This is a genomic window from Streptomyces gilvosporeus, assembly GCF_002082195.1.
Classification (GTDB): Bacteria; Actinomycetota; Actinomycetes; order Streptomycetales; family Streptomycetaceae; genus Streptomyces; species Streptomyces gilvosporeus.
Genome location: NZ_CP020569.1, coordinates 1,918,749 through 1,938,064, shown reverse-complemented (window position 1 = coordinate 1,938,064; position 19,316 = coordinate 1,918,749). Strand labels below are relative to the sequence as shown.

The following is a 19,316-nucleotide window of genomic DNA, read 5'->3' as shown; positions in this document are numbered from 1 at the left end:
CCTGGAAAGAGGGTTGTTTTACGTGTTCCGAGCGGCCCTCGTTCCACAATGCGAGCGAACTTGCGGAAATCGGTCGCGATCGACCGTAGGGATCGTGTAAAGACCGCGTCTTTTCCCGGTGCTTCTGGCCCGTGAGCAGGGGACGTTCGGAGTGGGCGGGGCCCAGTAGGTTGGAGGGTGTCGCGACGTACGGGATATCCGGGGCGCGGGGACGAGTGGACGAGAGGAAGGCGCGGCGATGTCGATGCTCAAGGGCAGCAATGTTCCGGTCCCGGTCCCGGCGGTCCGGGTGGAGGTGGGCTGGCAGTCACCGGCGGGCACCCCGGACGTGGACGCCTCCGCCCTGCTGCTGACGTCCGGAAAGGTCCGCACCGACGCGGACTTCGTCTTCTACAACCAGCCCGCACACGCCTCGGGTGCCGTGCTCCACGAGGGCAAACGGCCGTCCGGCGGCAGGATGACGGACGGCCTCGGCATCGACCTCGCCGCCGTCGAGGGCGCCGTCGACACGGTGGTGCTCGTCGCCTCCGCCGACGGCGGGCCCTTCGGCCGCGTCCCCGGGCTGCACATCCGGGTGCTGGACGCGGCGAGCGGCGCCGAGCTGGCCCGCTTCGACAGCCAGGACGCCACCACCGAGACCGCCTTTGTGCTCGGCGAGTTCTACCGCCGCCAGGGCGCCTGGAAGTTCCGCGCGGTGGGGCAGGGGTACGCCACCGGGCTCGCGGGCCTGGCCACGGACTTCGGCATCAGCGTGGACGAGGAGCCGCAGCCTGCGCACCGGCCTGCCGCGGCTCCCGCCCCTGTCCCGGCCCCGCCGGTGGCGCCCCCGGTTCCGTCCGGTCAACCCGCCGCGTCAATTCCGCCGCCACCGGGGGCGCCCGCGCCGCCCCCTGCGCCCGCTCCCGTTCATCGGACAAACGTCACCCTCACGAAGGATGCTCCGGCCGTTTCGTTGACGAAACAGGGCGGCACCTCGGGGGCGATGCGGGTGAACCTCAACTGGTCCGGCGGCGGCGCCGGCAAACGGCTCACCAAGAAACTCGGCCGCAAGGCCCTGGAGGCCATGGGCGCCCGCGGCGCGCTGCTGCCGCAGTCCGGCGACATCGACCTCGACCTGTGCGCGCTGTACCAGCTCACCGACGGCTCGGCGGGCGTCGTGCACCCCATCGGCGGCAGCTTCGGCGCCCTGCACGCCCCGCCGTACATCCAGCTCGACGGCGACGACCGCACCGGCGCCGTCGCGTCCGGCGAGAACATGACCATCAACCTCGACCACCAGGCCCGCTTCAAGCGCATCCTGATCTTCGTCACCGTCTACGCCGGCGCCCGCAGCTTCGAGGGCCTGAACGCCACGGTCACCCTCCAGCCGCAGCACGGTGCCCCGGTCGACTTCTCGCTGGACGAGTGCCGGGTGCCCGCCAACGTCTGCGCACTGGCCCTGATCATCAACACCGGCAGCGAACTCGTCGTCCAGCGCGAGGCCCGCTATCTCGTCCCCGAACCGGGCATCAGCCCGCAGCGCACCGTCGATTACGCCTACGGATGGGGGCTGGACTGGTCGCCGGCCAGGAAGTGACCGGCCGGGAGGCGACGGAGGCCACGGCAGCACCTACGGCGCCCCGTACGTCCGCCCCTTCCACGCCGCCCCGCGCCCCCGGTAGTGCTGCACCGCCGAGTCCACCGTCATCAGCACATAGAGCAGCGCCGTGAACGGCAGCAGGGGCGCCGTCCACAGCGGCTGCCCGTAGTACCGCAGCATCGGCAGATACGTCCCGCACATCACCGCCCAGGCCATGCCGCCGAAGGCCGCGGCCAGAACGCTGCCCCGGGCCAGGCCGGCGGCCAGCGTGACGGGCGGCGCCAGATAGACCAGCGCCAGGCCCGCCACCGTGCCGAACAGCAGCAGCGGCCGGTGCCGCAGCTGGGCGTACGCGCTGCGCGAGACCATCCGCCACAGCTCGGCCAGGCGGGGATACGGCCGCACGCTGTCGACCCGGTCCGCCAGCCCCAGCCAGATCCGGCCACCCGAGCGTTTCACCGCCCGCGCCAGCGCCACATCGTCGATCACCGCATGCCGGATCGCCTCCGGGAGGCCCGCCCGTTCCGCGGCCGCGTCCCGCAGCAACACACACCCGCCCGCCGCCGCTGCCGTCCGCGCCCCGGGGCGGTTGACCCGGTGGAACGGGTACAGCTGCCCGAAGAAGTACACGAAGGCCGGCACGATCAGCCGCTCCCAGGCCGTCACCGTCCGCAGCCGCGCCATCTGCGACACCATGTCGAGGTCCGCCGAGCGGGCCGCCGCCACCAACTCCCGCAGACTGTCCGGTGCGTGCGCGATATCGGCATCGGTGAGCAGCAGATACTCCGGGGCCATCCGCTCCCGCGCCCGTGCGATCCCGTGCCGCAGGGCCCACAGTTTGCCCGTCCAGCCGGGCTCGGGCTCACCGGGCGCGGACACGGTCAGCGGCAGCCCGCCCCGCTCGGCCGCCAGCTCCCGGGCCCGTGCGCCGGTGCCGTCCGTACTGCCGTCGTCGACCAGGAACACCTCGGCGCGCCCCGGGTACTTCTGGGCCAGCAGCGACGGCAGGCTCTGCGGCAGCACCGCGGCCTCGTCCCGGGCCGGGACCACCACCGCCACCGGGGGCCAGCGTTCCGGATCCCGTCGTTCCGGCAGCCGTACGTCCGTCCGCCAGAAGAAGCCCTGGCACAGCAACAGCCACGTCCAGGCCAGCAGCGACCCGGCGCCGATCCACTCCATCGCTCCCACGGCCGCAGTGTGCCGCACCGGGCCGCCGCCGTCCCGGAGCCGCGCACGGGGCGTATGCCGTGCACGTGTCCCGACCCCGTCCCCCGTCCCGCGCCCGCGTCCCGTTCCCGCCCTGTGCCCGTGTCCCGTGGCCCGGATCTCCCGAGCTGGTATGACAAGTAGGACGGACGAACCGATAAAGTGTCCGGGTGAAGATCGCGCTCATGGACTCCGGGACCGGGCTGCTCCCCGCGGCCGCCGCTGTGCGTCGACTCCGGCCGGACGCCGACCTCGTTCTCTCCACCGACCCCGACGGCCTGCCCTGGGGCCCGCGGACTCCCGGCGATGTCACCGCGCATGCGCTCGAGGCCGCCCGCGCCGCCGCCGCCCACGCCCCCGAGGCCCTGATCGTCGCCTGCAACACCGCCACGGTGCACGCCCTGCCGGCCCTGCGCGCCGAGCTGGAGCCCGCCATCCCCGTCATCGGCACGGTCCCCGCCATCAAGCCCGCCGCCGCGGCCGGCGGCCCGATCGCCATCTGGGCCACCCCCGCCACCACCGGCAGTCCCTACCAGCGCGATCTCATCGACCGCTTCGCCCGCGATGCCGTCGTCACCGGAGTGCCCTGCCCGGGCCTTGCCGACGCCGTCGAGGCGGCGGACGAGGCCGCGATCGACGCCGCCATCGCCGCGGCCGCCCGCCACACCCCCCGCGACATCCGCACGGTCGTCCTGGGCTGCACCCACTACGAGCTGGTCGCCGAACGCATCCGCGCCGCCCTCCAGCAGCCCGGCGCCCCCGCGCTCGCCCTGTACGGCTCCGCCGACGCCGTCGCCGCCCAGGCGCTGCGCCGGATCGGTGCCGAACCCGCACCCGCCGCCGCCCCGACCGGCGGGGTGCAGATGATCCTCAGCGGCCGCCCGGGCGCCCTCCCCGCCACGGCGCTGTCCTACGCCGAGGGCCGCCTGCTCGCGCAGAGCGCCGACGGTGCCGTGGTGGGCGTACGCGGCTGACGTCGGCCATGACGTAGCCCCACCGCCGTCCTGCGCAGGAATACCGCCGTCGGCGCACTGCCGTAGCGTGCGAAGACGCGTACGCTGCGTCCCATGAGGGACCACCCCCACGAGGGGGCAGCAGCCCCCCACGACGACGCCCCGAGCCAGGGCGCCGGCAGCGGCGCGCGCCCTCCGAGCGGTGCCCATGCGGAGATTCCCGAGGTCTGGCACGGCAGCGCCACCAACCGCGTCCAGTGGCTGCTGGCCGGCGTGGGCGCCGGCTGTCTGGCGCTGGGCATCGAGCTGGCCGTCGACAGCTCCTGGGCCTCCTCGCTGACGCCGTTGGTGATGTCCGTGGTCGGCTGCGTCGCGGCCGGTCTGCTGGTGCTGTTCGGCACGCTGGCCTTCGTCCATGTCGCCGTACGGGTCGACGAGGACTATCTGGAAGTGCGGTGCGGCCATATAGGAGTGCCGCGCCGCCGGATCCCGCTCGACCTGGTGGTCGGCGCCGATTTCGCGCCCCGGGTCACACCCCGCCACTGGGGCGGCTGGGGCTACCGATGGCGCCCCGAACAGGGCACCGCCGTCGTCGTCCGCCGCGGCGAGGGCCTGGTCCTCCAGCTCGGCGACGGGCGCACCTTCACCGTCACGGTCGACGACGCCGAGGCGGCCGTGCGCTGCATCCGCCGTCGGCTGGGCCTGCGCAAAGGTTCCCCGGCCGGCGCCTGACCAGGCGGTTTCCCGGCGTCCGGGGGCGTGCGCAGCGGCGTCGGGCGGCCGCTGTCCCGTAGTGTCGAGACATGCCAACCCCGGACTTCATCCGCGACATCCGCACCTCCATCGGCCATCGGCTCCTGTGGCTGCCCGGCGTGACCGCCGTCGTCTTCGACGACGCGGACCGGGTGCTCCTGGGCAAGCGGGCGGACACCGGCGGCTGGTCGGTGATCGGCGGCATCCCCGAGCCCGGCGAGCAGCCGGCCGAGACCGCGGTGCGCGAGGTCTACGAGGAGACGGCGGTACGGGTCGTGCCCGAGCGTGTCGTCCTGGTGGAGAGCGAAGTGCCGATCCGGTACCCGAACGGTGATATGTGCCAGTTCATGGACGTCACGCTGCGCTGCCGTGCGATCGGTGGTGAGGCGAAGGTCAACGACGACGAGTCGCTGGCGGTGGGCTGGTTCGCCCTGGACGCCCTGCCGGAGCTGGACGACTACGCGCTGACCCGTATCAAGCGGGCGCTGGAGCCGGGGCCGACGTGGTTCCACGGGATGGGGGAGCAGCCGGAGCCGGAGGCACCCGGACTGGCGGGCGCGTAGCGCTCCACGGCGGGTTCCGTCTCGCCGGCGCTCGTGCCCTCAGAGCTCCTCGTTCGAGGGCTGGTCCATCGGATCGCTCGGCTCGTCGGGAATGCTGGGCAGCTGCGACTCGCCCGGATCGTCCGGACCGGTGGAGGAGTCGGGTCCGCTGTCCTCGTCCGACGGATCCTCCGTGTGCATCTCCAGCTCGTTCTTGCCGCAGGTGCTGATCCAGGTGCCGGTCGGCCCGCTCTCGTACTGGCACACCCAGCCCCGTACGGACACCGATCCCGGGTCCTCGCCGTGGTGCCGGCGGGCCCGCAGAAAGAACTCCGACATCACGTCCTGCGCCTCGGCGCAGCCCACCATGCCGTCGGCACCCGGGTCCGCGAACAGGGCGACGTCGCGGGCCACGCCCAGCGCGTCGTGGATCGTGCCACAGCTCATCGGCTGCCCCGGCACAGGGGCGGACGGGCCGGAGGGCGGGGGGCTCGCCCCGGGGCTCGGGCCCTCACCGCGGCTGCCGCCGGCCCCACCGGTCGGCCGCTCCCCGCTGTCGTTGCCGCTCCCGCATCCCGCGGCGGCGAGGGCGAGCAGCACGGTCGGCACGGCGATGAGCCTTCGCATGGTCGGACTCCTTCGTTCGGACTCCCTTGATCGGACGTCCCGGCCGGGCTTCCCCGCGTCCGGCCGGCCGCACCGGTCGGCCGTGCCGGGCCGGAAACGCCGGCCCGACGCGCATGGTCACCCTGGTCCGCGGCGCTGGGCCGTACACGACACGCCGCGTCGATTGACCGTAGGAGTCCGGCGAGGGGCGCGGCGATCCGGGGCGGCCGATCGGGTGACGGGTACCTGTCGGGCACCGCCCCGCCCGGGGGGCCGCCATGACGACGATCGGCACCCTCTCAGGACCGATATCCCTCGATCTCACCGGCCGCACCGCCCTCGTCACCGGCGCGGCCGGCGGCTTCGGACGCGCCGGCGCCCAGGACCTTCAACGCGATGTCCGAATACCGCCGGACCTCTGGCCGACGGGCGGGCAGACTCGGCGCATGGCCGACGCGAAGTACACCCTGACGGGGCGCGACGGCAGGCCCTATGCGAGTACCACGCCCGGCTCCTTGGGGGGATACCGGCGGCGGAAGCTGTACGGGCGGCTGGACTGCCCCTCGGCGCTGCGGGCCCTCGCCCGCGGCCATTACGTACGGCACCGGGTCTTCTTCGCCGATGAAGAGACCGCCGTCGCGGCGGGGTACCGGCCTTGTGCGGTGTGTATGCCCCGGCAGTACGCGCGGTGGAAGGCCCGAGGGGACGGTGGCGTGGTGAGGGGTGGCTCCGGCGGGCCGCCTTGGAGGAGAGAGTGAGCGCGTGAGCACGACAATCGGCAGCGAGCCGGACGCCCGGCCGGCGGAGGGGAAGGCCGTCGAGGGCGAGGCCGCCGAACGGAAGGTCCCGGAGGGGGAGGCCGTCGTCGGGGAGGACGGGCTCGGGCGCTGTGTGTGGGCCGTTTCGCATCCGCTCAACCAGCAGTACCACGACACCGAATGGGGGCTTCCGGTCCGCGGCGAACAAGCGCTGTTCGAGCGGATCACCCTTGAGGCGTTTCAGTCCGGGCTGAGCTGGCTGACGATTCTGGCCAAGCGGCCGGCCTTCCGGACGGCGTTCGACGCCTTCGATCCGGCGGTCGTCGCGGCGTATACGGACGACGATGTCGCGCGCCTCATGGGCGACGCCGGCATCGTCCGCAACCGCGCGAAGATCGAAGCGGCGCGCGGCAATGCCCGGGCCGTGCTGGAGCTGCGTCACCACGGGGGACTCGACCGGCTTATCTGGTCGCACAAACCCCGCCGCACCCCCGTGCCCCGTACGGTCTCCGAAGTGCCCACCCGGACCGCCGAGTCCAAGGCCCTGGCCACCGAACTGCGCTCCTACGGCTTCCGGTTCGTCGGCCCCACCACGGGCTATGCCCTGATGGAGGCCATCGGCATGGTCGACACGCATCTGGTGGGATGCCACCGGCGCGGTACTTCGGGAGAGCATGACGTCTAGTCATGTCGTCCTGACTCAGGGCGCGTTGATCCGATGCCGTGCGGGTGGCGCCGAGGCCGCGCCGGGCCCGGAAGGCCGCACTTCGATGTCATCCCTGGCCACCGTGCGGTGGTGCGCACCGGTTCCGTCACGACGTCTTGTCGGAATGGCAAATACTGTGCAGGGATCTCCACGATTGGCTTGAAATCCTGTGGATCGCACTCCATTATCGCGGTGACTCCCCTTTTGGGGCCGGGCATTGAGCCCCGGCGAGTGGTGGGGGAGTCCGGGATCCGGGGGGAGATCTGTTTCTTGGCGCTCCGTGCGCTTTCTCTGTCAGCGATACGGCATGGATACGGCATGTGATCGCGGCGATCGCACCTTCGGCCCTGGTGGCGGCGCCCTCGTCCGCTGCGGTGGGTGTGGGACGGCACAGGGATTCCCGCGGTACGGGAATCGAGTAGGTCCGGGGCAATTCACTCAGGAAGGGCTCGACGAGAGTAATGACGAACGCATACGAGGACCAGGCGCGGGGTGGGGGTTCCAGGGGGCCGAGGCCCGAGCCCGCGCCTGCCGCGGAATTCTCCGCGACATCGATCAGCGCGGTCGATCCGCGGTACGGCGATCTGGTGCGCGGAATGAACCAGCGCTGGATCGGCCGGCCGGAATCCGTACGGATGGTCGACTCCCCTCAGCAGGTGCAGGCCGTGGTACAAGAAGCGGTCCGGGACGGCAAAAAGCTGACGGTCCGCAGTGGTGGGCACTGCTATGAGGACTTCGTCTTCAACGCCGACACCAAAATCGTGCTCGATATGTCGGAGATGAAAACGGTCTCCTGGGACGATCACTTCTCCGCATTCGCGGTCGAGGCCGGCGCGACGCTGCTCGACGTCTATGAGCGGCTGTACAAGGTGTGGGGCGTCACCGTCCCCGGCGGAATGTGTTATTCGGTCGGGGTGGGCGGCCATGTCAGCGGCGGTGGTTGGGGCATGCTCGCCCGCCGGGACGGCCTGATCGTCGACCATCTCTATGCGGTCGAGGTGGTCGTGGTCGACGCCCACGGCACCGCCCGTACCGTGATCGCCACCCGCGAGGAATCCGACCCCAACCGCGATCTGTGGTGGGCCCACACCGGGACCGGCGGCGGAAACTTCGGCGTGGTCACCCGCTACTGGTTCCGCTCCCCGCACGCCACCGGCCGCCAGCCGGAGCAGGCGCTCATCAAGCCGCCGAGCGAGGTGCTGGTCAGCGCCGTCGCCTGGTCCTGGGAGGAGATGACGAAGGAGACATTCATCCGGCTCGCCCGGAACTACTCCGCCTGGCACACGGCGGACGAGAACGCCGAACCCGGTAGCGCCTACGGCGGGCTGATGAGTTCGCTGCTGCTCAACCACAAGGCGAATGGCCAGATAGCCCTGGTCTCCCAAATGGACGCGACGACGCCGGGCGCGGAGAAACTGCTGGAGGCCTATATCGCCGCCGTGACCGACGGCGTCGATATCGAGCACGGGCCCCTCACCAACTCCATGGGCGAGCACAAGCCGATGCCGCAGTACCACAAACCGCAGCGGCTGCCGTGGATGCAGGCCACTCGGTACTTCGGCACCACCACCACCTTCCTGGTCGACCCGACACTGCGGGCGGATTACAAGTCCGCCTACAACAAGCGGAATGTGACCGACGAACAGATTGCGGCCATGTATGAGCACCTCGCTCATACGGATCTCGGCAACCCGCATGCCATGGTGCAGTTCAGCTCGTTCGGCTGCGCGGTGAACAGCGTGAAGCCGGGCGACACCGCGAGCGTGCACCGTGATTCACGTTTCAAGCTGCTCTACCAGACGTACTGGAACAACCCGGCCGACGACGACGCCAATATCTCCTGGCTGCGCTCCTTCTACGAGGATGTGTACCGGAAGACGGGCGGCGTACCGGTCCCGGACGAGACCACGGACGGCTGCTACATCAACTACGCCGACATCGATCTCAACGATCCGGCGCACAACACCTCCGGAGTGCCGTGGTACACCCTGTATTTCGGGGCCAACTACCCCCGGATGCAGCAGGTCAAGGCGAAGTGGGACCCGGGCAACCACTTCCACCACGGCCAGTCGGTGCGCCTGCCGTAGCCGGCGCCCCGCCGTCGTATCCCTCTGCGCCGCAGTGCGCCGAGGTGCCCCGTACCGCCCGGAGCAGGCTGCCCCGGGCGGTACGGCTGCGGGCGGGCAGGGCCCGGACCGCGTGCCGGATCAGGCGCCGAAGCCGCCGTCGATGTCCAGGCTCGCACCGGTGACGAACCCGGCCTCGGGACCGGCGAGATACGAGACCATCGCCGCTATTTCCTCGGACCTGCCGAACCGGTCCAGCGCCATCCAGCTGAGCATGCTGCTGGACATCGGACCGTCCGCCGGGTTGGCCTCCGTGTCGGTCGGGCCGGGCTGGACGTTATTGACGGTGATGCCGCGCGGGCCCAGCTCCCGGGACAGGCCGCGGGTCAGTCCGGCCACCGCCGACTTGGTCATGCCGTAGACGGAACCGCCGGGGAAGGGAACGCGGTCGGCGTTGATGCTGCCGATCGTGATGATGCGGCCCCCGTCGGGCAGATGCCGCAGCGCCTCGCGGATCCCGACGACCACACCGCGGATGTTCACATTGATCATGGTGTCGATGGCGTCCAGGGGAAGCTCCTGCACGGGGCCGAAGGTGCCGCCGCCGGCGTTGTTGACCAGGATGTCCAGGCCGCCGAAGGTCCGTACCGTTTCGTCGACGGCCGCGGCGATGTCCTCGTCCTTGGCGCTGTCGGCCTGGATGGCATGGGCGCGGCCGCCCGCGGAGCGGATGCCGGCGACGACTTCCTCGGCGCGGTCCTTGGAGTGGGAGTAGGTCAGTGCCACGGAGGCCCCGTCGGCCGCCAGGCGCTGCGCAATCGCCGCCCCGATGCCACGGGATGCCCCGGTGACCAGGGCGACCTTGCCGTTGAGCGTGTTCGTCACGTTGTGCGTCCTCTCACGGGTGTTTCGCATTTCTTGGTGGTGCTGTTTCTCGGGTGATGCCGTATCTCAGGCGGTGCTGTTACTCGGTGGTGCTGTTTCCGCTGTGGTGCGGCTTATCGGGTGGTGCGGTGGGCGCGGTGGTGCGCTCGCCGCGGCAGTGCGGTCTGTGCGGGGGCCGGGGTGGCGGGCGTGGTGCCGCAGGGGGTGACGGCGCCGCGCCCGGCCCGGTCTGTGCGGTCAGGCTTCGGCGGGGGTGCCGCCGCGCTCGGCGCTGGGCAGGAAGAGGGCGACGATGGCGCCGGCCACGCAGATCCCCAGCGTCCACCAGAAGGCGCTGCCGAACGCCTCGGTCAGCGGCCCGGCCAGTCGTGGCGTCTTGGCGGCCGATGCGGACGCACCGCTCGGGCCCAGACGGTCGGTGAGCTGCTGCTGGACGACGACGGCGAGCAGTGCCGTACCGACCGAGCCGCCCAGCTGGATGGAGGCGATCAGGGCGCTGCTGGCCCGGCCGGTGTTCTCCGGGGCGATGCTGGCGAAGCCCGTGGACAGCGCCGGGGCGAGCGTGGTGCCCAGGCCCACGCCGCGTACCAGGAGCGCGATGACGAGCAGCGCGGTGTCCTTGGCGGGATCGAGCTGGGTGTAGGCGACGGTGCTGACCGCCGCGAGGGCCATACCGGCCAGGACCACGGCCCGGGGGCCGAAGCGGGCGACGAGGCGTCCCACGGCGGGCAGGATCAGGACCGTGCCGACGCCCTGCGGGGCGAGCAACAGGCCCGACGTCCAGGCGTCGAACCCGCCGGCCTGCTGGAAGAACAGCGGGAGCAGGAACATCATGCCGTAGACCGAGGCGCCGAACAGGAACGAGCCCAGGGCCGAGGCGGTGAACCGGCCGGTGGCGAACAGCCGCACATCGATGAGGGGGACGCCCCGCATCTTCAGCGCGTGCACCAGATAGGCGATCAGCAGGACCGCGCCGACGCCGAACGAGATCTGCACGACCGGGGCGCCGATACCGCCGCCGGTGGCCAGTTGGGAGAAACCGAGGAGCAGTCCGGCCAGGGCGGCGGGCAGCAGGACCAGACCGCGCACATCGAGCCGGGAGACGCCGCGCTCCTCGCGGGGCGGGTCGGTGGGCAGGATGCGCTGGGCCAGCACCGCGCACAACAGCCCGAGCGGGATGTTGAACCAGAAGAGCGAGCGCCAGTCCAGGTTGTCCATCAGCACTCCGCCGACCATCGGGCCGAAGACCGGGGCGAGGGTGATGGGGATCTGCACCATGCTCAGCACGGTGGTGGCGCGCTTGGGACCGGCCGCGCGGGCCAGCATCGTCAGCATGATCGGCTCGAACATGGCGCCGCCGATGCCCTGGACGACGCGGGCACCGATCAGCGTGCCGACGCTGGTGGCGACGGCGGCCAGGACACAGCCGACGAGATAGACGACCAGGGATGCCTGCCAGAGGGTCTTCTCCCCGAACCGGTCCATCGCCCAGCCGGCGATCGGGATGGCGACCGCGATCGCCAGGAGGTAGGCGGTGCTCACCCACTGCACCGTGGACAGGGGCACCGAGAACACCTCGGCGAGACGGCCCATGCCCACCGACACGATGGTGGTGCTGAGCAGGGCGATGACGGCGCCTAAGGACAGCGTCGAGCCGATGGGCAGCAGGCCCTTTTCCTCCTGCTCGCCTCCCTCGGCGGGCGCCGCCGTGCGCGGGGCGTTATCGGCTTCCAGCGGGGCTGCCGCCGCGGTCTCTTCCATCGTTTCCTTCCGTATCTTCCGTATCTTCCGTGCTGCCGGTGCGATCCGTGCCGCGCGCTCCTCGCGTGCGTACGCGGCCGGCGGGGTGTGGGGTCCATGGGCGGGTTTGGGCCGCAAGACTGCCGCTACAGCGGCGGGCGGGTCAGCCGGCGGGTTCTTCGCCCAACTCCCAGCCGTAACGGGCGCCTATCTCCGCGATCTGCGGGAAGTGCTCCGCGGGCCAGGGCAGGGGCTGCACACCGGGCTGGGCGGGATCGCCGGCTTCGAGGAAGAACTTGTCGAACCCGGCGGGGGTGAACATGAAGACCATCTTGGCCACGTGCAGACCGGTGTTCTTGAATCGGTGGGTCACCCCGCGGGGGATGAAGACGAAGTCGCCCTGGTGAGCGGTGAACGTCCGGCCCGAGTCGAGGACTTCGAGCTCGCCGGAGAGCAGGTAGTACGCCTCGTCCTCGCCGTGGTGGATATGCGCGGCCGGGCCGCAACCGGGGGGCACGGACGCCTCCATGAAGGCCAGGCGGCCGCCCGTGTTCTCATGGCTCGCCTTGATGGTGTAGGTGTCGCCGTCGACCCAGACGGTCTGGCCCTCCCCGGCGGGAACGTGCAGGACCCGTCGGGGGCGCTCGGGGGATGCGTCCTTTCCTTTGTGCAGCGTTGCCTCGGTCACGGGGCCTCCAGCTCGGGTCGGTACGGAAGGGAGTGGCTCTGTCGCGGAGTCTTCGGTTCAGTGGCATGCAAAGGGGAAACACCGCCGGGTCGCGAACGGTTGCATCCCGGGCCGAAGAACGGCCCGGGATGTGTGGCGTAGGCGCCGAAATACCTGGTCAATGGGCGAGGAAACCATCGCGGTCGAGGCGCCGCACGACGGTGCGGTCGGAGACCTGACGCTGGGCGGCGCCGGCGGTCAGCACCTGCCGGTCCGCCGGCGGATCGAGCCGGCCGAGCAGCCGCAGCGCCCCCGACCGATCGACCTCGACCAGATCCCGGGTGCACAGCCAGCCGCCCGGATCGCGCCCGCCGTCCGCGAGGAAACGCGCCGGCGGCTCCTCCGGCGCCAGATACGGCGAGTCGGGCAGGCGTACCTGTAGCTCCCCCGAGACCAGACGGACCCGGACGCCGGGCGCCGGCACCCCGACCGTGCCCGGCCCGTACACCCCGGCCGTGTCGACGGCGATGATGCCGGTCTCGGTCGTCCCGTAGGCCTGGCCGATGCGCACCCCGAAGCGTTCGGCGAAGCGGGTGGAGACCTGCCGGACCAGCACATCGCCGGCGGAGATCGCCATCCGCAGCCGGGGCAGCGGCGGTATGCCGCCCAGCGCGGACGCCGCCGACGAGGCCGCGGCGTCCAACGGGGCGGGAGCGTCCGGGGAGTCGGGAGTGTCGCCCGGCCAGGACGCCAGGCCCGCGAAATGCCCCGGCGCCCCCAGAACCGCCTCGACGTCATGGACCCGGCAGGCATCGAGCACCGCCCGGGGACCGGTGTCCCGGGCGAACACCGGCACCGCGCCGGTGTTCATGGCGTGCAGCAGCCCGCCGATGAGCCCGAAGGAGTGCTCCGGCGGCGCCAGCAGCAGCGCCTTCTCACCGGGCCTGGGCATGCCGCCGATCGCGCGGAAGCGCCCGAGTTCCGTGGTGACGGACTCGGGCGTACGGCCGATGGCCTTGGCGACTCCGGTGCTGCCGGAGGTGAACTGCACCAGGCAGTGCGGTGTTTCGGCCGGGCGGCCGCCCTTCAGACGGCGGACGAGGACCTCGCACTCGTCGTGAAACGTGCCGGCCGCCCACCCGGGCGCGTCGAAGGAGAGGTGGTACTGCGGCCGGCAGCGGTCCAGGAGGGTGCCCAGCTCACGGCCGCGCAGACCCGGACCCATCAGCATGACCTGGGCGCCGCACGACCACAGCGCGAACAGCGCCCACATCTGGGTGAAACTGCGGGCACCCTGGAGAGCGACGGTGTGGCCCGCCCCGATGCCGTAGGACCGCAGGGTATGGCCCAACGAGGAGACCTGGGCGCGCAGTTGGCCGTAGGTGACCGTGCTGCGGGCGATCGCCCAGGGGGCGCCGGCCGGCCGGCTCTCCAGCAGCCCGGCGCCCCACCAGTCGGCGTGCCGGCGGGAGTGGAGGGACACGGTGGCTCAGCCTTCCCGCTCGCGCCGCAGTTCCAGGCGCTCATAGCCCTCGTGCCACGGGCGGCGGCGCTCCATCGCGGCGCAGGCCGCGACGACCTGGGGCTCGTCGAAGCGCCGTGCGGCGACCTGGAGGCCGACCGGCAGCCCGGCCGGGGTGAAGCCCGCGGGCACCGTGGCGGCGGGGCTGCCGATGAAGTTGTACAGCCCCGTCAGGCACCATCCGACCAGCGGATTGACGCTCTGTCCTGCGACTTCGGAGGGGCCGACGGTGGTGCGGTCGGCGGCGTTGGGGATCCGCGCCACCGAGGTCACCGGGCTCACGATGAGGTCGTGGTCGTCGAAGACGTCCTCCAGGGAGTCGAGGAGTTCGCTGCGCAGTACGTCCTCCAGGCGGTAGTCGACGGCCGAGGGGCGCGCGCCCATCTCCAGGAGCTCCAGATAGGTGGGCGCGATGCGGTCGCGGTGGGCGAGGACGTCCACGCCGGCGCGTCGCATACGGGTGAGGAACTCCACCTGGCGGACGGCCTGCATCCGCCGCCAGAGCGCCGTGAACTCCTGGTGCGGGCGCGGCAGTTTGATGTCGATCTCGACGACCTCGGCGCCGTCGTCGATCAGCGCGCCGAGCGATTCCCGGACGACCGCGGCCACATCGGCCTCGACGGGGAAGCCGCCCAGGTCGGGGGAGTAGGCGATGCGCAGTCCGGTCAGCGGGCGGCGCAGGGCCTCCGTCAGGCGCTCGGGTGCCGCCGGGAGCGAGTACGGGTCACGGGGGTGCGGGCCGGCCATCACCTCGAACATCAGCACCCCGTCCTCGACGGTACGGGTCACCGGGCCGTAGCAGACCATGGGGTTGAGCAGGCCGAACGCATTGGGCCGCACCACGGTGGGGACCCGGCCGAAGGTGCCCATCAGGGCGAACACCCCGCACAGCGACCCCGGGACGCGCAGCGAGCCGCCGGCGTCGGAGCCCTGGGCGAGGGGCACCAGGCCCTCGGCGACGGCCGCGGCGGCGCCCCCGGAGGAGCCGCCCGCGTTGGCGGTCAGATCGAAGGGTGTACTGGTCGGTCCGAAGAGGAAGTTGTCGGTGATGGCCTTGTGGCCGAACTCCGGGGTGTTCGTTTTGCCGATGACGATGGCGCCGGCCTGCTGGAGGCGTTCGGCGCTGATGCCGTTGGCCTCGGGCACCGTGTTCTCGAAGGCGTACGATGCCTGGGTGGTGCGGATTCCCGCCACCGGGTCGAGGTCCTTGATCCCCACGGGCAGCCCGTGCAGCGGCGGCAGCGGATTGCCGGTCAGCACCTCGCGCTCCGCTCGCCGGGCGGCCTGGAGGGCCTCGTCGGCGCAGACGGTGACGAAGGCGTTGACCGCGGGGTTACGGCGCTCGATGCGGTCGAGGCAGGACTCGACCAGCTCGACCGGGGACAGCTCCCGGCGGCGGATCATTCCGGCCAGGCGGGTGGCCGGCTGATAGGCGAGTTCATCCATGGTGCGACTTCCCTCTACTTGACGCGCACCCGGCCCGGGCGCCCCGGTACGGCCCCCTGGGAGAGGGTCCGTACGGAGCGCCCGGGCCGGCACGCTGGCCTACTTCTCGACGCAGAACTCGCCCACCGGCCAGCCGACATGGCGCTGGTCGGTCGCGAGGTAGCCCAGCAGCTTCTCGCCCTTCTTGAGCTCGGTGACGTTGCGGACCGCGTCCCCGGGGCCCAGGACCCGGACGTGCCAGTCGTCCTGGACGGCGAGGCTGACCAGGGTGCCGTCCTCGGCGCGGGTCTTGATGGTCAGCAGCGGGCGTGATTCGAGCTTGACGCGGCCGACCACGACGCGGCGGGTGCGTCCGGTGGTGCTGACGGCCAGGACGGCGTCGCCGGCGCCCAGTTCGCTCAGGTAGTTGGTGCGGTTGTCGGTGCCGAGCACATACGACTGGAGGGCACCGGCGTTGACCCGGAACGGCCGGGTCGGCATATAGGGCAGCGGGTGGGTCTCACTGGAGCACAGGATGAACCCGTGGGAGTACGAACCGACCAGGATGCCCTCGTCCTTGTGCAGATAGCTGCACGTGTCCACGCAGACCCGGTCGCCGAGTCCGCTGTGCTCGATGGACTCCACGGTCAGCTCGGTCAGCTGGAGCGGCGGGGTGTCGGTCCGGAGCAGTTCGGCCAGCTCCAGCACCTCGGCGACGGACGTGGGCGCCAGGAGGATGCCCTCCGAGCCCTTCTCCAGGACATCGAGGATGATCTTCGCCTCCTCCAGGGAGTCGGCCCGGCAGATCAGCTGGCCGGGGGCCTTGTCGGCGGCGGCGATCACGATTTCCAGCGGGATCTTGGTGGGGTCTTTGAAGGTGACCGCGGTGTAGGGCAGGGCCCGTGCGGCCTCGCACGCGAGGGTCAGCGAGGCGTCGTCGTGCACCGGCACATGGGCGGCGACGGAGTCCTGGCCCTCCAGGACGCGGCCCTGCAGCGTGGCGAGTCCGTTGTGGCCGGTGACGTCGGTGAGCAGCACGTCGTAGCCGTCCCAGCCCGCGGCGGCCCCGTCGCCGGGTCCCTTGGCGACCAGTACCTTGCGCACGGTCGGGGGGAGGGTGGCCAGGATGTCCGGTCCGTCGTCGACGATGCCGTCGATCCGGGCGTGCACGGCCGCCTCGACCAGCGCCTCGCGCTGATCGGCGGAAACGGAACGAAGGTCAATCCAGGCAAACTTCACATCGCACCTGCCAGTTCGGGTAGGGAGGTTGAATTCGGGGCGGTTTGCGGTCGTGGTGCATGGACGGCGGCGGACAGGGCGCGGACCGCCGCCCCCGGGTCGGGGCTGTGGAAGACCCGGCGGCCGACGGCGAGTCCGCGGCAGCCGGCGTCCATCGCGAAATGCGCGAAATCGGTGAGGCTGCGGCCGTCGCCCGCGCCGCCGGCCACGACGACCGGGACCGGGGTCTTGGCGACGATGCCCGCCATGTCCTCCGCGGAGCCCGCCGCGACGGTCTTGACGAGGTCCGCGCCGAGGTCGACGGCGATGCTCACCACATGGGCAAGGAGCGCGGGGTCGCGGGGGTCCTGGATGCGCGGCCCCCGTGCGTACATCATCGCCAGCAGCGGCATACCCCATCGCTCGCAGCCCGCCGCGATCGTGCCGAGATCGGCGAGCTGGCGTTTCTCGGTGTCCGAGCCGATGTTGATGTGCACGCTGACGGCGTCAGCCCCGGCGCGCACCGCCTCCTCCACGCTGCCGACCAGGACCTTGGCGTCGCCGTCGGGGGCGTGCGGAGTGCTGGCGCTGAGGTGGACTATCAGGGCGGCGCCGTTGAGCAGGCCCGGCTCGATGGTGCGGGCGCGCCCCTTGTGGACGACGACGGCGTCGGCGCCGGCGGCCACCACATCGCCGATGAGGCGGCTGAATCCGGTGGCGTCGGCTATCGGTCCGTCGGCCACGGAATGATCCATGGGCACGATGAGAAATTTTCCGTCGCCGGGCCTGGAAAGCCGGGTGAGGCGCAGCGATTTTCCGCTCAGAGGTAGTAGGGGCACAGCATCCTCCGTAAGCACGGGTGATACGGGAACCGTCGGTCGGAACCACGGATTGATAAAGGCCCGGAGAACGATGAACTCCTGGGAAACGGGCCGACCGGGCGGGTGAAAGACTTTTGGAGCGTTGTGGCTTCAGCCCGGGTACGTTCCCGCCGGACACAGATTCTTAAGGGCTCGCGGCGCCCGGAGCAACATCCTTGGGGCTGCGGCGCCGAATGGGGGAGAACTTGGCGGCTACAGCGGTACTTCGCGGCCCGGTGGAGGTGAATTTTCCAGTCGGTGCAACCGAGTTGGACCCCTTGGTGTTCTTCCGGTAAAGGGGTCCGAAGGGCCACCGTGCCGGCAGAGGAGGGGCCGATGAGGAACGACACGCCGCCGCGTATCGCCGTGGTCGGAGGAGGGCTGGCGGGGCTGACGCTCGCCCTCGCGTTGCACCGGGCCGGGCTGGAGTGCCGGGTGTACGAACAGGCGCCCCGTCTGGGGGAGGTGGGAGCGGGCCTCCAGCTCTCGCCGAGCGCCACCAGGCTTCTGCACCGGCTCGGCCTGGAGCCCGCCCTGCGGTCGGCGGCAGTGCTGCCCGAGGCCATGGAGTTCCGCCGCTGGGCGGACGGATCGGTGATCAGCCGCGGGCTGCTGGGCAAGCACGGCGAGGAGCGGTACGGCGCCCCGTACTACACGATGCACCGTGCCGATCTGCACCGGGCGCTGGTCGAGGCGCTGCCGACGGGCATGGTGCGGCTCGATGCCCGTTGCACGGCGGCCGAGGAGGGCCCGGACGGGGTGGTGTTGCGGTTCGCGGACGGTTCGCACGCCGAGGCGCATGCGGTTGTGGGTGCCGACGGCATCCACTCCGTCCTGCGTCAGGCCCTGGTGGACGACCGGCCACGCTTCTCCGGACAGTCCGTCTATCGCGGCCTGGTCGACGGCCGGCGCATACCCGAGGTGGTGGCGGAGCCCCGGGTGCAGCTGTGGCTGGGACCGGGACGGCATGTCGTGTGCTATCCGGTGTCGGGCGGACGGCTGGTCAACTTCGTGGCGACGGTGCCCACCAGCGGCTCCGGGAGCGAATCGTGGTCGCGCCGGGGCCGGGTGGCGGATGTGGCCGCGGCGTACGAAGGGTGGTGCACGGAGGTCACCTCGATCATCGGGGCGGCGGACCAGGTCAGTCTGTGGGCGCTGCACGACCGTGACCCGATAGCGCGGTGGAGCACCGGCCGTATCACGTTGCTGGGCGACTCGGCGCATCCGATGCTGCCGTTCATGGGCCAGGGCGCCAACCAGGCCATCGAGGACGCCGTGGCCCTGGCGGTGTGTCTGCGGGAGGCCGGCGCCGGGGAGCTGCCCGCGGCGCTCCAGCGATATGAGTCGCTGCGCAGGCCCCGGACCACGCTGGTGCAGGAGCGGTCCCGGGGCAACAGCGCCGCGCTCCATCTGCCGGACGGCGAGGCGCAGCGCGAGCGGGACGCGGCGATGGGCACGCCCACCCCGGAGCGACAGGACTGGCTGCACGGCTACGACGTCGAAGCCGCTCTGACGGGTCATCAGCCCACCTGATCTGCGGCGCGTTCCCCGTGCACCGTGTGCGTACGCACTCCCGTACGTGCTCCCGAGCGCACTCCGGCCCCTGGAAGGCTCCGGCCTCCGGGGGCCGGTTTTCTGCGGTCCGTCCGGAGGATTTCCGCCCCTGTTGCCCACGGAATGTGGCCGGAATCGAGCCGCTCCCCGGGCGGCTGCGGGAGTCGTCCGGAAGGCGAATTCCGGGGTGTTTTCCGAGGCTGGGTCCCGTATGCGGCTCCCCAGGCCGCCGTGGTCAATCCTCCGCCCTACGCCCTTGGAACACCGCAGCGCCCC

General features: G+C 71.5%; 17 protein-coding genes. 8 read left to right on the top strand and 9 right to left on the bottom strand.

Features of this window, described 5'->3' with window-relative positions; translation table 11 throughout:
- Positions 1 to 238: 238 nt before the first annotated feature.
- The gene (locus B1H19_RS08495) at positions 239 to 1,576 is read left to right on the top strand and encodes a TerD family protein (protein ID WP_083104007.1); all 1,338 of its coding nucleotides are present in this window, start codon (positions 239 to 241) and stop codon (positions 1,574 to 1,576) included.
- 33 nt (positions 1,577 to 1,609) lie between these two features.
- Here the strand turns inward: B1H19_RS08495 and B1H19_RS08490 are convergent, their stop codons facing one another.
- Positions 1,610 to 2,758 (bottom strand): glycosyltransferase, encoded by a 1,149-nt coding sequence (locus B1H19_RS08490; protein ID WP_083104006.1) that lies wholly within the window; start codon positions 2,756 to 2,758, stop codon positions 1,610 to 1,612.
- 197 nt (positions 2,759 to 2,955) lie between these two features.
- On the opposite strand from B1H19_RS08490, the gene B1H19_RS08485 reads away from it, so the two are divergent.
- From B1H19_RS08485 to B1H19_RS08475, 3 genes are all read left to right on the top strand, one after another.
- Entirely contained in the window at positions 2,956 to 3,759 is an 804-nt protein-coding gene (locus B1H19_RS08485) for a glutamate racemase (protein ID WP_237289218.1), read from the top strand.
- Between the two features lie 93 nt (positions 3,760 to 3,852).
- Positions 3,853 to 4,470, top strand: coding sequence for a hypothetical protein (locus tag B1H19_RS08480; protein WP_083104005.1), 618 nt, complete (start codon positions 3,853 to 3,855; stop codon positions 4,468 to 4,470).
- A gap of 71 nt (positions 4,471 to 4,541) precedes the next feature.
- Positions 4,542 to 5,054, top strand: coding sequence for an NUDIX hydrolase (locus B1H19_RS08475; protein WP_083104004.1), 513 nt, complete (start codon positions 4,542 to 4,544; stop codon positions 5,052 to 5,054).
- 39 nt (positions 5,055 to 5,093) lie between these two features.
- Here B1H19_RS08475 and B1H19_RS08470 read toward each other — a convergent pair whose 3' ends face one another.
- The gene (locus B1H19_RS08470) at positions 5,094 to 5,660 is read right to left on the bottom strand and encodes a hypothetical protein (RefSeq protein WP_083104003.1); all 567 of its coding nucleotides are present in this window, start codon (positions 5,658 to 5,660) and stop codon (positions 5,094 to 5,096) included.
- A 257-nt stretch (positions 5,661 to 5,917) separates the two neighbouring features.
- Between B1H19_RS08470 and B1H19_RS08465 the strand changes: the two genes are divergently transcribed.
- From B1H19_RS08465 to B1H19_RS08455, 3 genes are all read left to right on the top strand, one after another.
- Positions 5,918 to 6,397 (top strand): Ada metal-binding domain-containing protein, encoded by a 480-nt coding sequence (locus B1H19_RS08465; protein ID WP_261340959.1) that lies wholly within the window; start codon positions 5,918 to 5,920, stop codon positions 6,395 to 6,397.
- Positions 6,398 to 6,401: 4 nt separating this feature from the next.
- Positions 6,402 to 7,082: a DNA-3-methyladenine glycosylase I gene (locus B1H19_RS08460; protein WP_418361434.1), complete on the top strand. Its 681-nt coding sequence runs from the start codon at positions 6,402 to 6,404 to the stop codon at positions 7,080 to 7,082.
- Positions 7,083 to 7,564: 482 nt separating this feature from the next.
- Positions 7,565 to 9,190: an FAD-binding oxidoreductase gene (locus B1H19_RS08455; RefSeq protein WP_083104002.1), complete on the top strand. Its 1,626-nt coding sequence runs from the start codon at positions 7,565 to 7,567 to the stop codon at positions 9,188 to 9,190.
- Between the two features lie 120 nt (positions 9,191 to 9,310).
- Here B1H19_RS08455 and B1H19_RS08450 read toward each other — a convergent pair whose 3' ends face one another.
- The 7 genes from B1H19_RS08450 to B1H19_RS08420 form a co-directional block, all read right to left on the bottom strand.
- Entirely contained in the window at positions 9,311 to 10,084 is a 774-nt protein-coding gene (locus tag B1H19_RS08450; RefSeq protein WP_083104001.1) for an SDR family oxidoreductase, read from the bottom strand.
- Between the two features lie 207 nt (positions 10,085 to 10,291).
- On the bottom strand, positions 10,292 to 11,815 hold the full coding sequence (locus tag B1H19_RS08445) for an MDR family MFS transporter (protein WP_083104000.1): 1,524 nt from the start codon (positions 11,813 to 11,815) through the stop codon (positions 10,292 to 10,294).
- 142 nt (positions 11,816 to 11,957) lie between these two features.
- Positions 11,958 to 12,482 carry a cupin domain-containing protein gene (locus B1H19_RS08440; RefSeq protein ID WP_203237124.1) on the bottom strand — a complete coding sequence of 175 codons (525 nt, stop codon included), beginning with the start codon at positions 12,480 to 12,482 and terminating at the stop codon, positions 11,958 to 11,960.
- A gap of 157 nt (positions 12,483 to 12,639) precedes the next feature.
- Positions 12,640 to 13,944 (bottom strand): class I adenylate-forming enzyme family protein, encoded by a 1,305-nt coding sequence (locus B1H19_RS08435; protein WP_083103999.1) that lies wholly within the window; start codon positions 13,942 to 13,944, stop codon positions 12,640 to 12,642.
- A 6-nt stretch (positions 13,945 to 13,950) separates the two neighbouring features.
- On the bottom strand, positions 13,951 to 15,429 hold the full coding sequence (locus B1H19_RS08430; protein ID WP_083103998.1) for an amidase: 1,479 nt from the start codon (positions 15,427 to 15,429) through the stop codon (positions 13,951 to 13,953).
- 99 nt (positions 15,430 to 15,528) lie between these two features.
- On the bottom strand, positions 15,529 to 16,647 hold the full coding sequence (locus B1H19_RS08425) for a 3-dehydroquinate synthase II family protein (RefSeq protein WP_083103997.1): 1,119 nt from the start codon (positions 16,645 to 16,647) through the stop codon (positions 15,529 to 15,531).
- The gene (locus B1H19_RS08420; RefSeq protein WP_083103996.1) at positions 16,644 to 17,465 is read right to left on the bottom strand and encodes a 2-amino-3,7-dideoxy-D-threo-hept-6-ulosonate synthase; all 822 of its coding nucleotides are present in this window, start codon (positions 17,463 to 17,465) and stop codon (positions 16,644 to 16,646) included. The genes B1H19_RS08425 and B1H19_RS08420 overlap by 4 nt, the downstream gene beginning before the upstream one ends.
- 357 nt (positions 17,466 to 17,822) lie before the next feature.
- Here B1H19_RS08420 and B1H19_RS08415 point away from each other — a divergent pair, with 357 nt between their 5' ends.
- The gene (locus tag B1H19_RS08415; protein WP_083103995.1) at positions 17,823 to 19,019 is read left to right on the top strand and encodes an FAD-dependent monooxygenase; all 1,197 of its coding nucleotides are present in this window, start codon (positions 17,823 to 17,825) and stop codon (positions 19,017 to 19,019) included.
- The last annotated feature ends 297 nt before the right edge of the window (positions 19,020 to 19,316 follow it).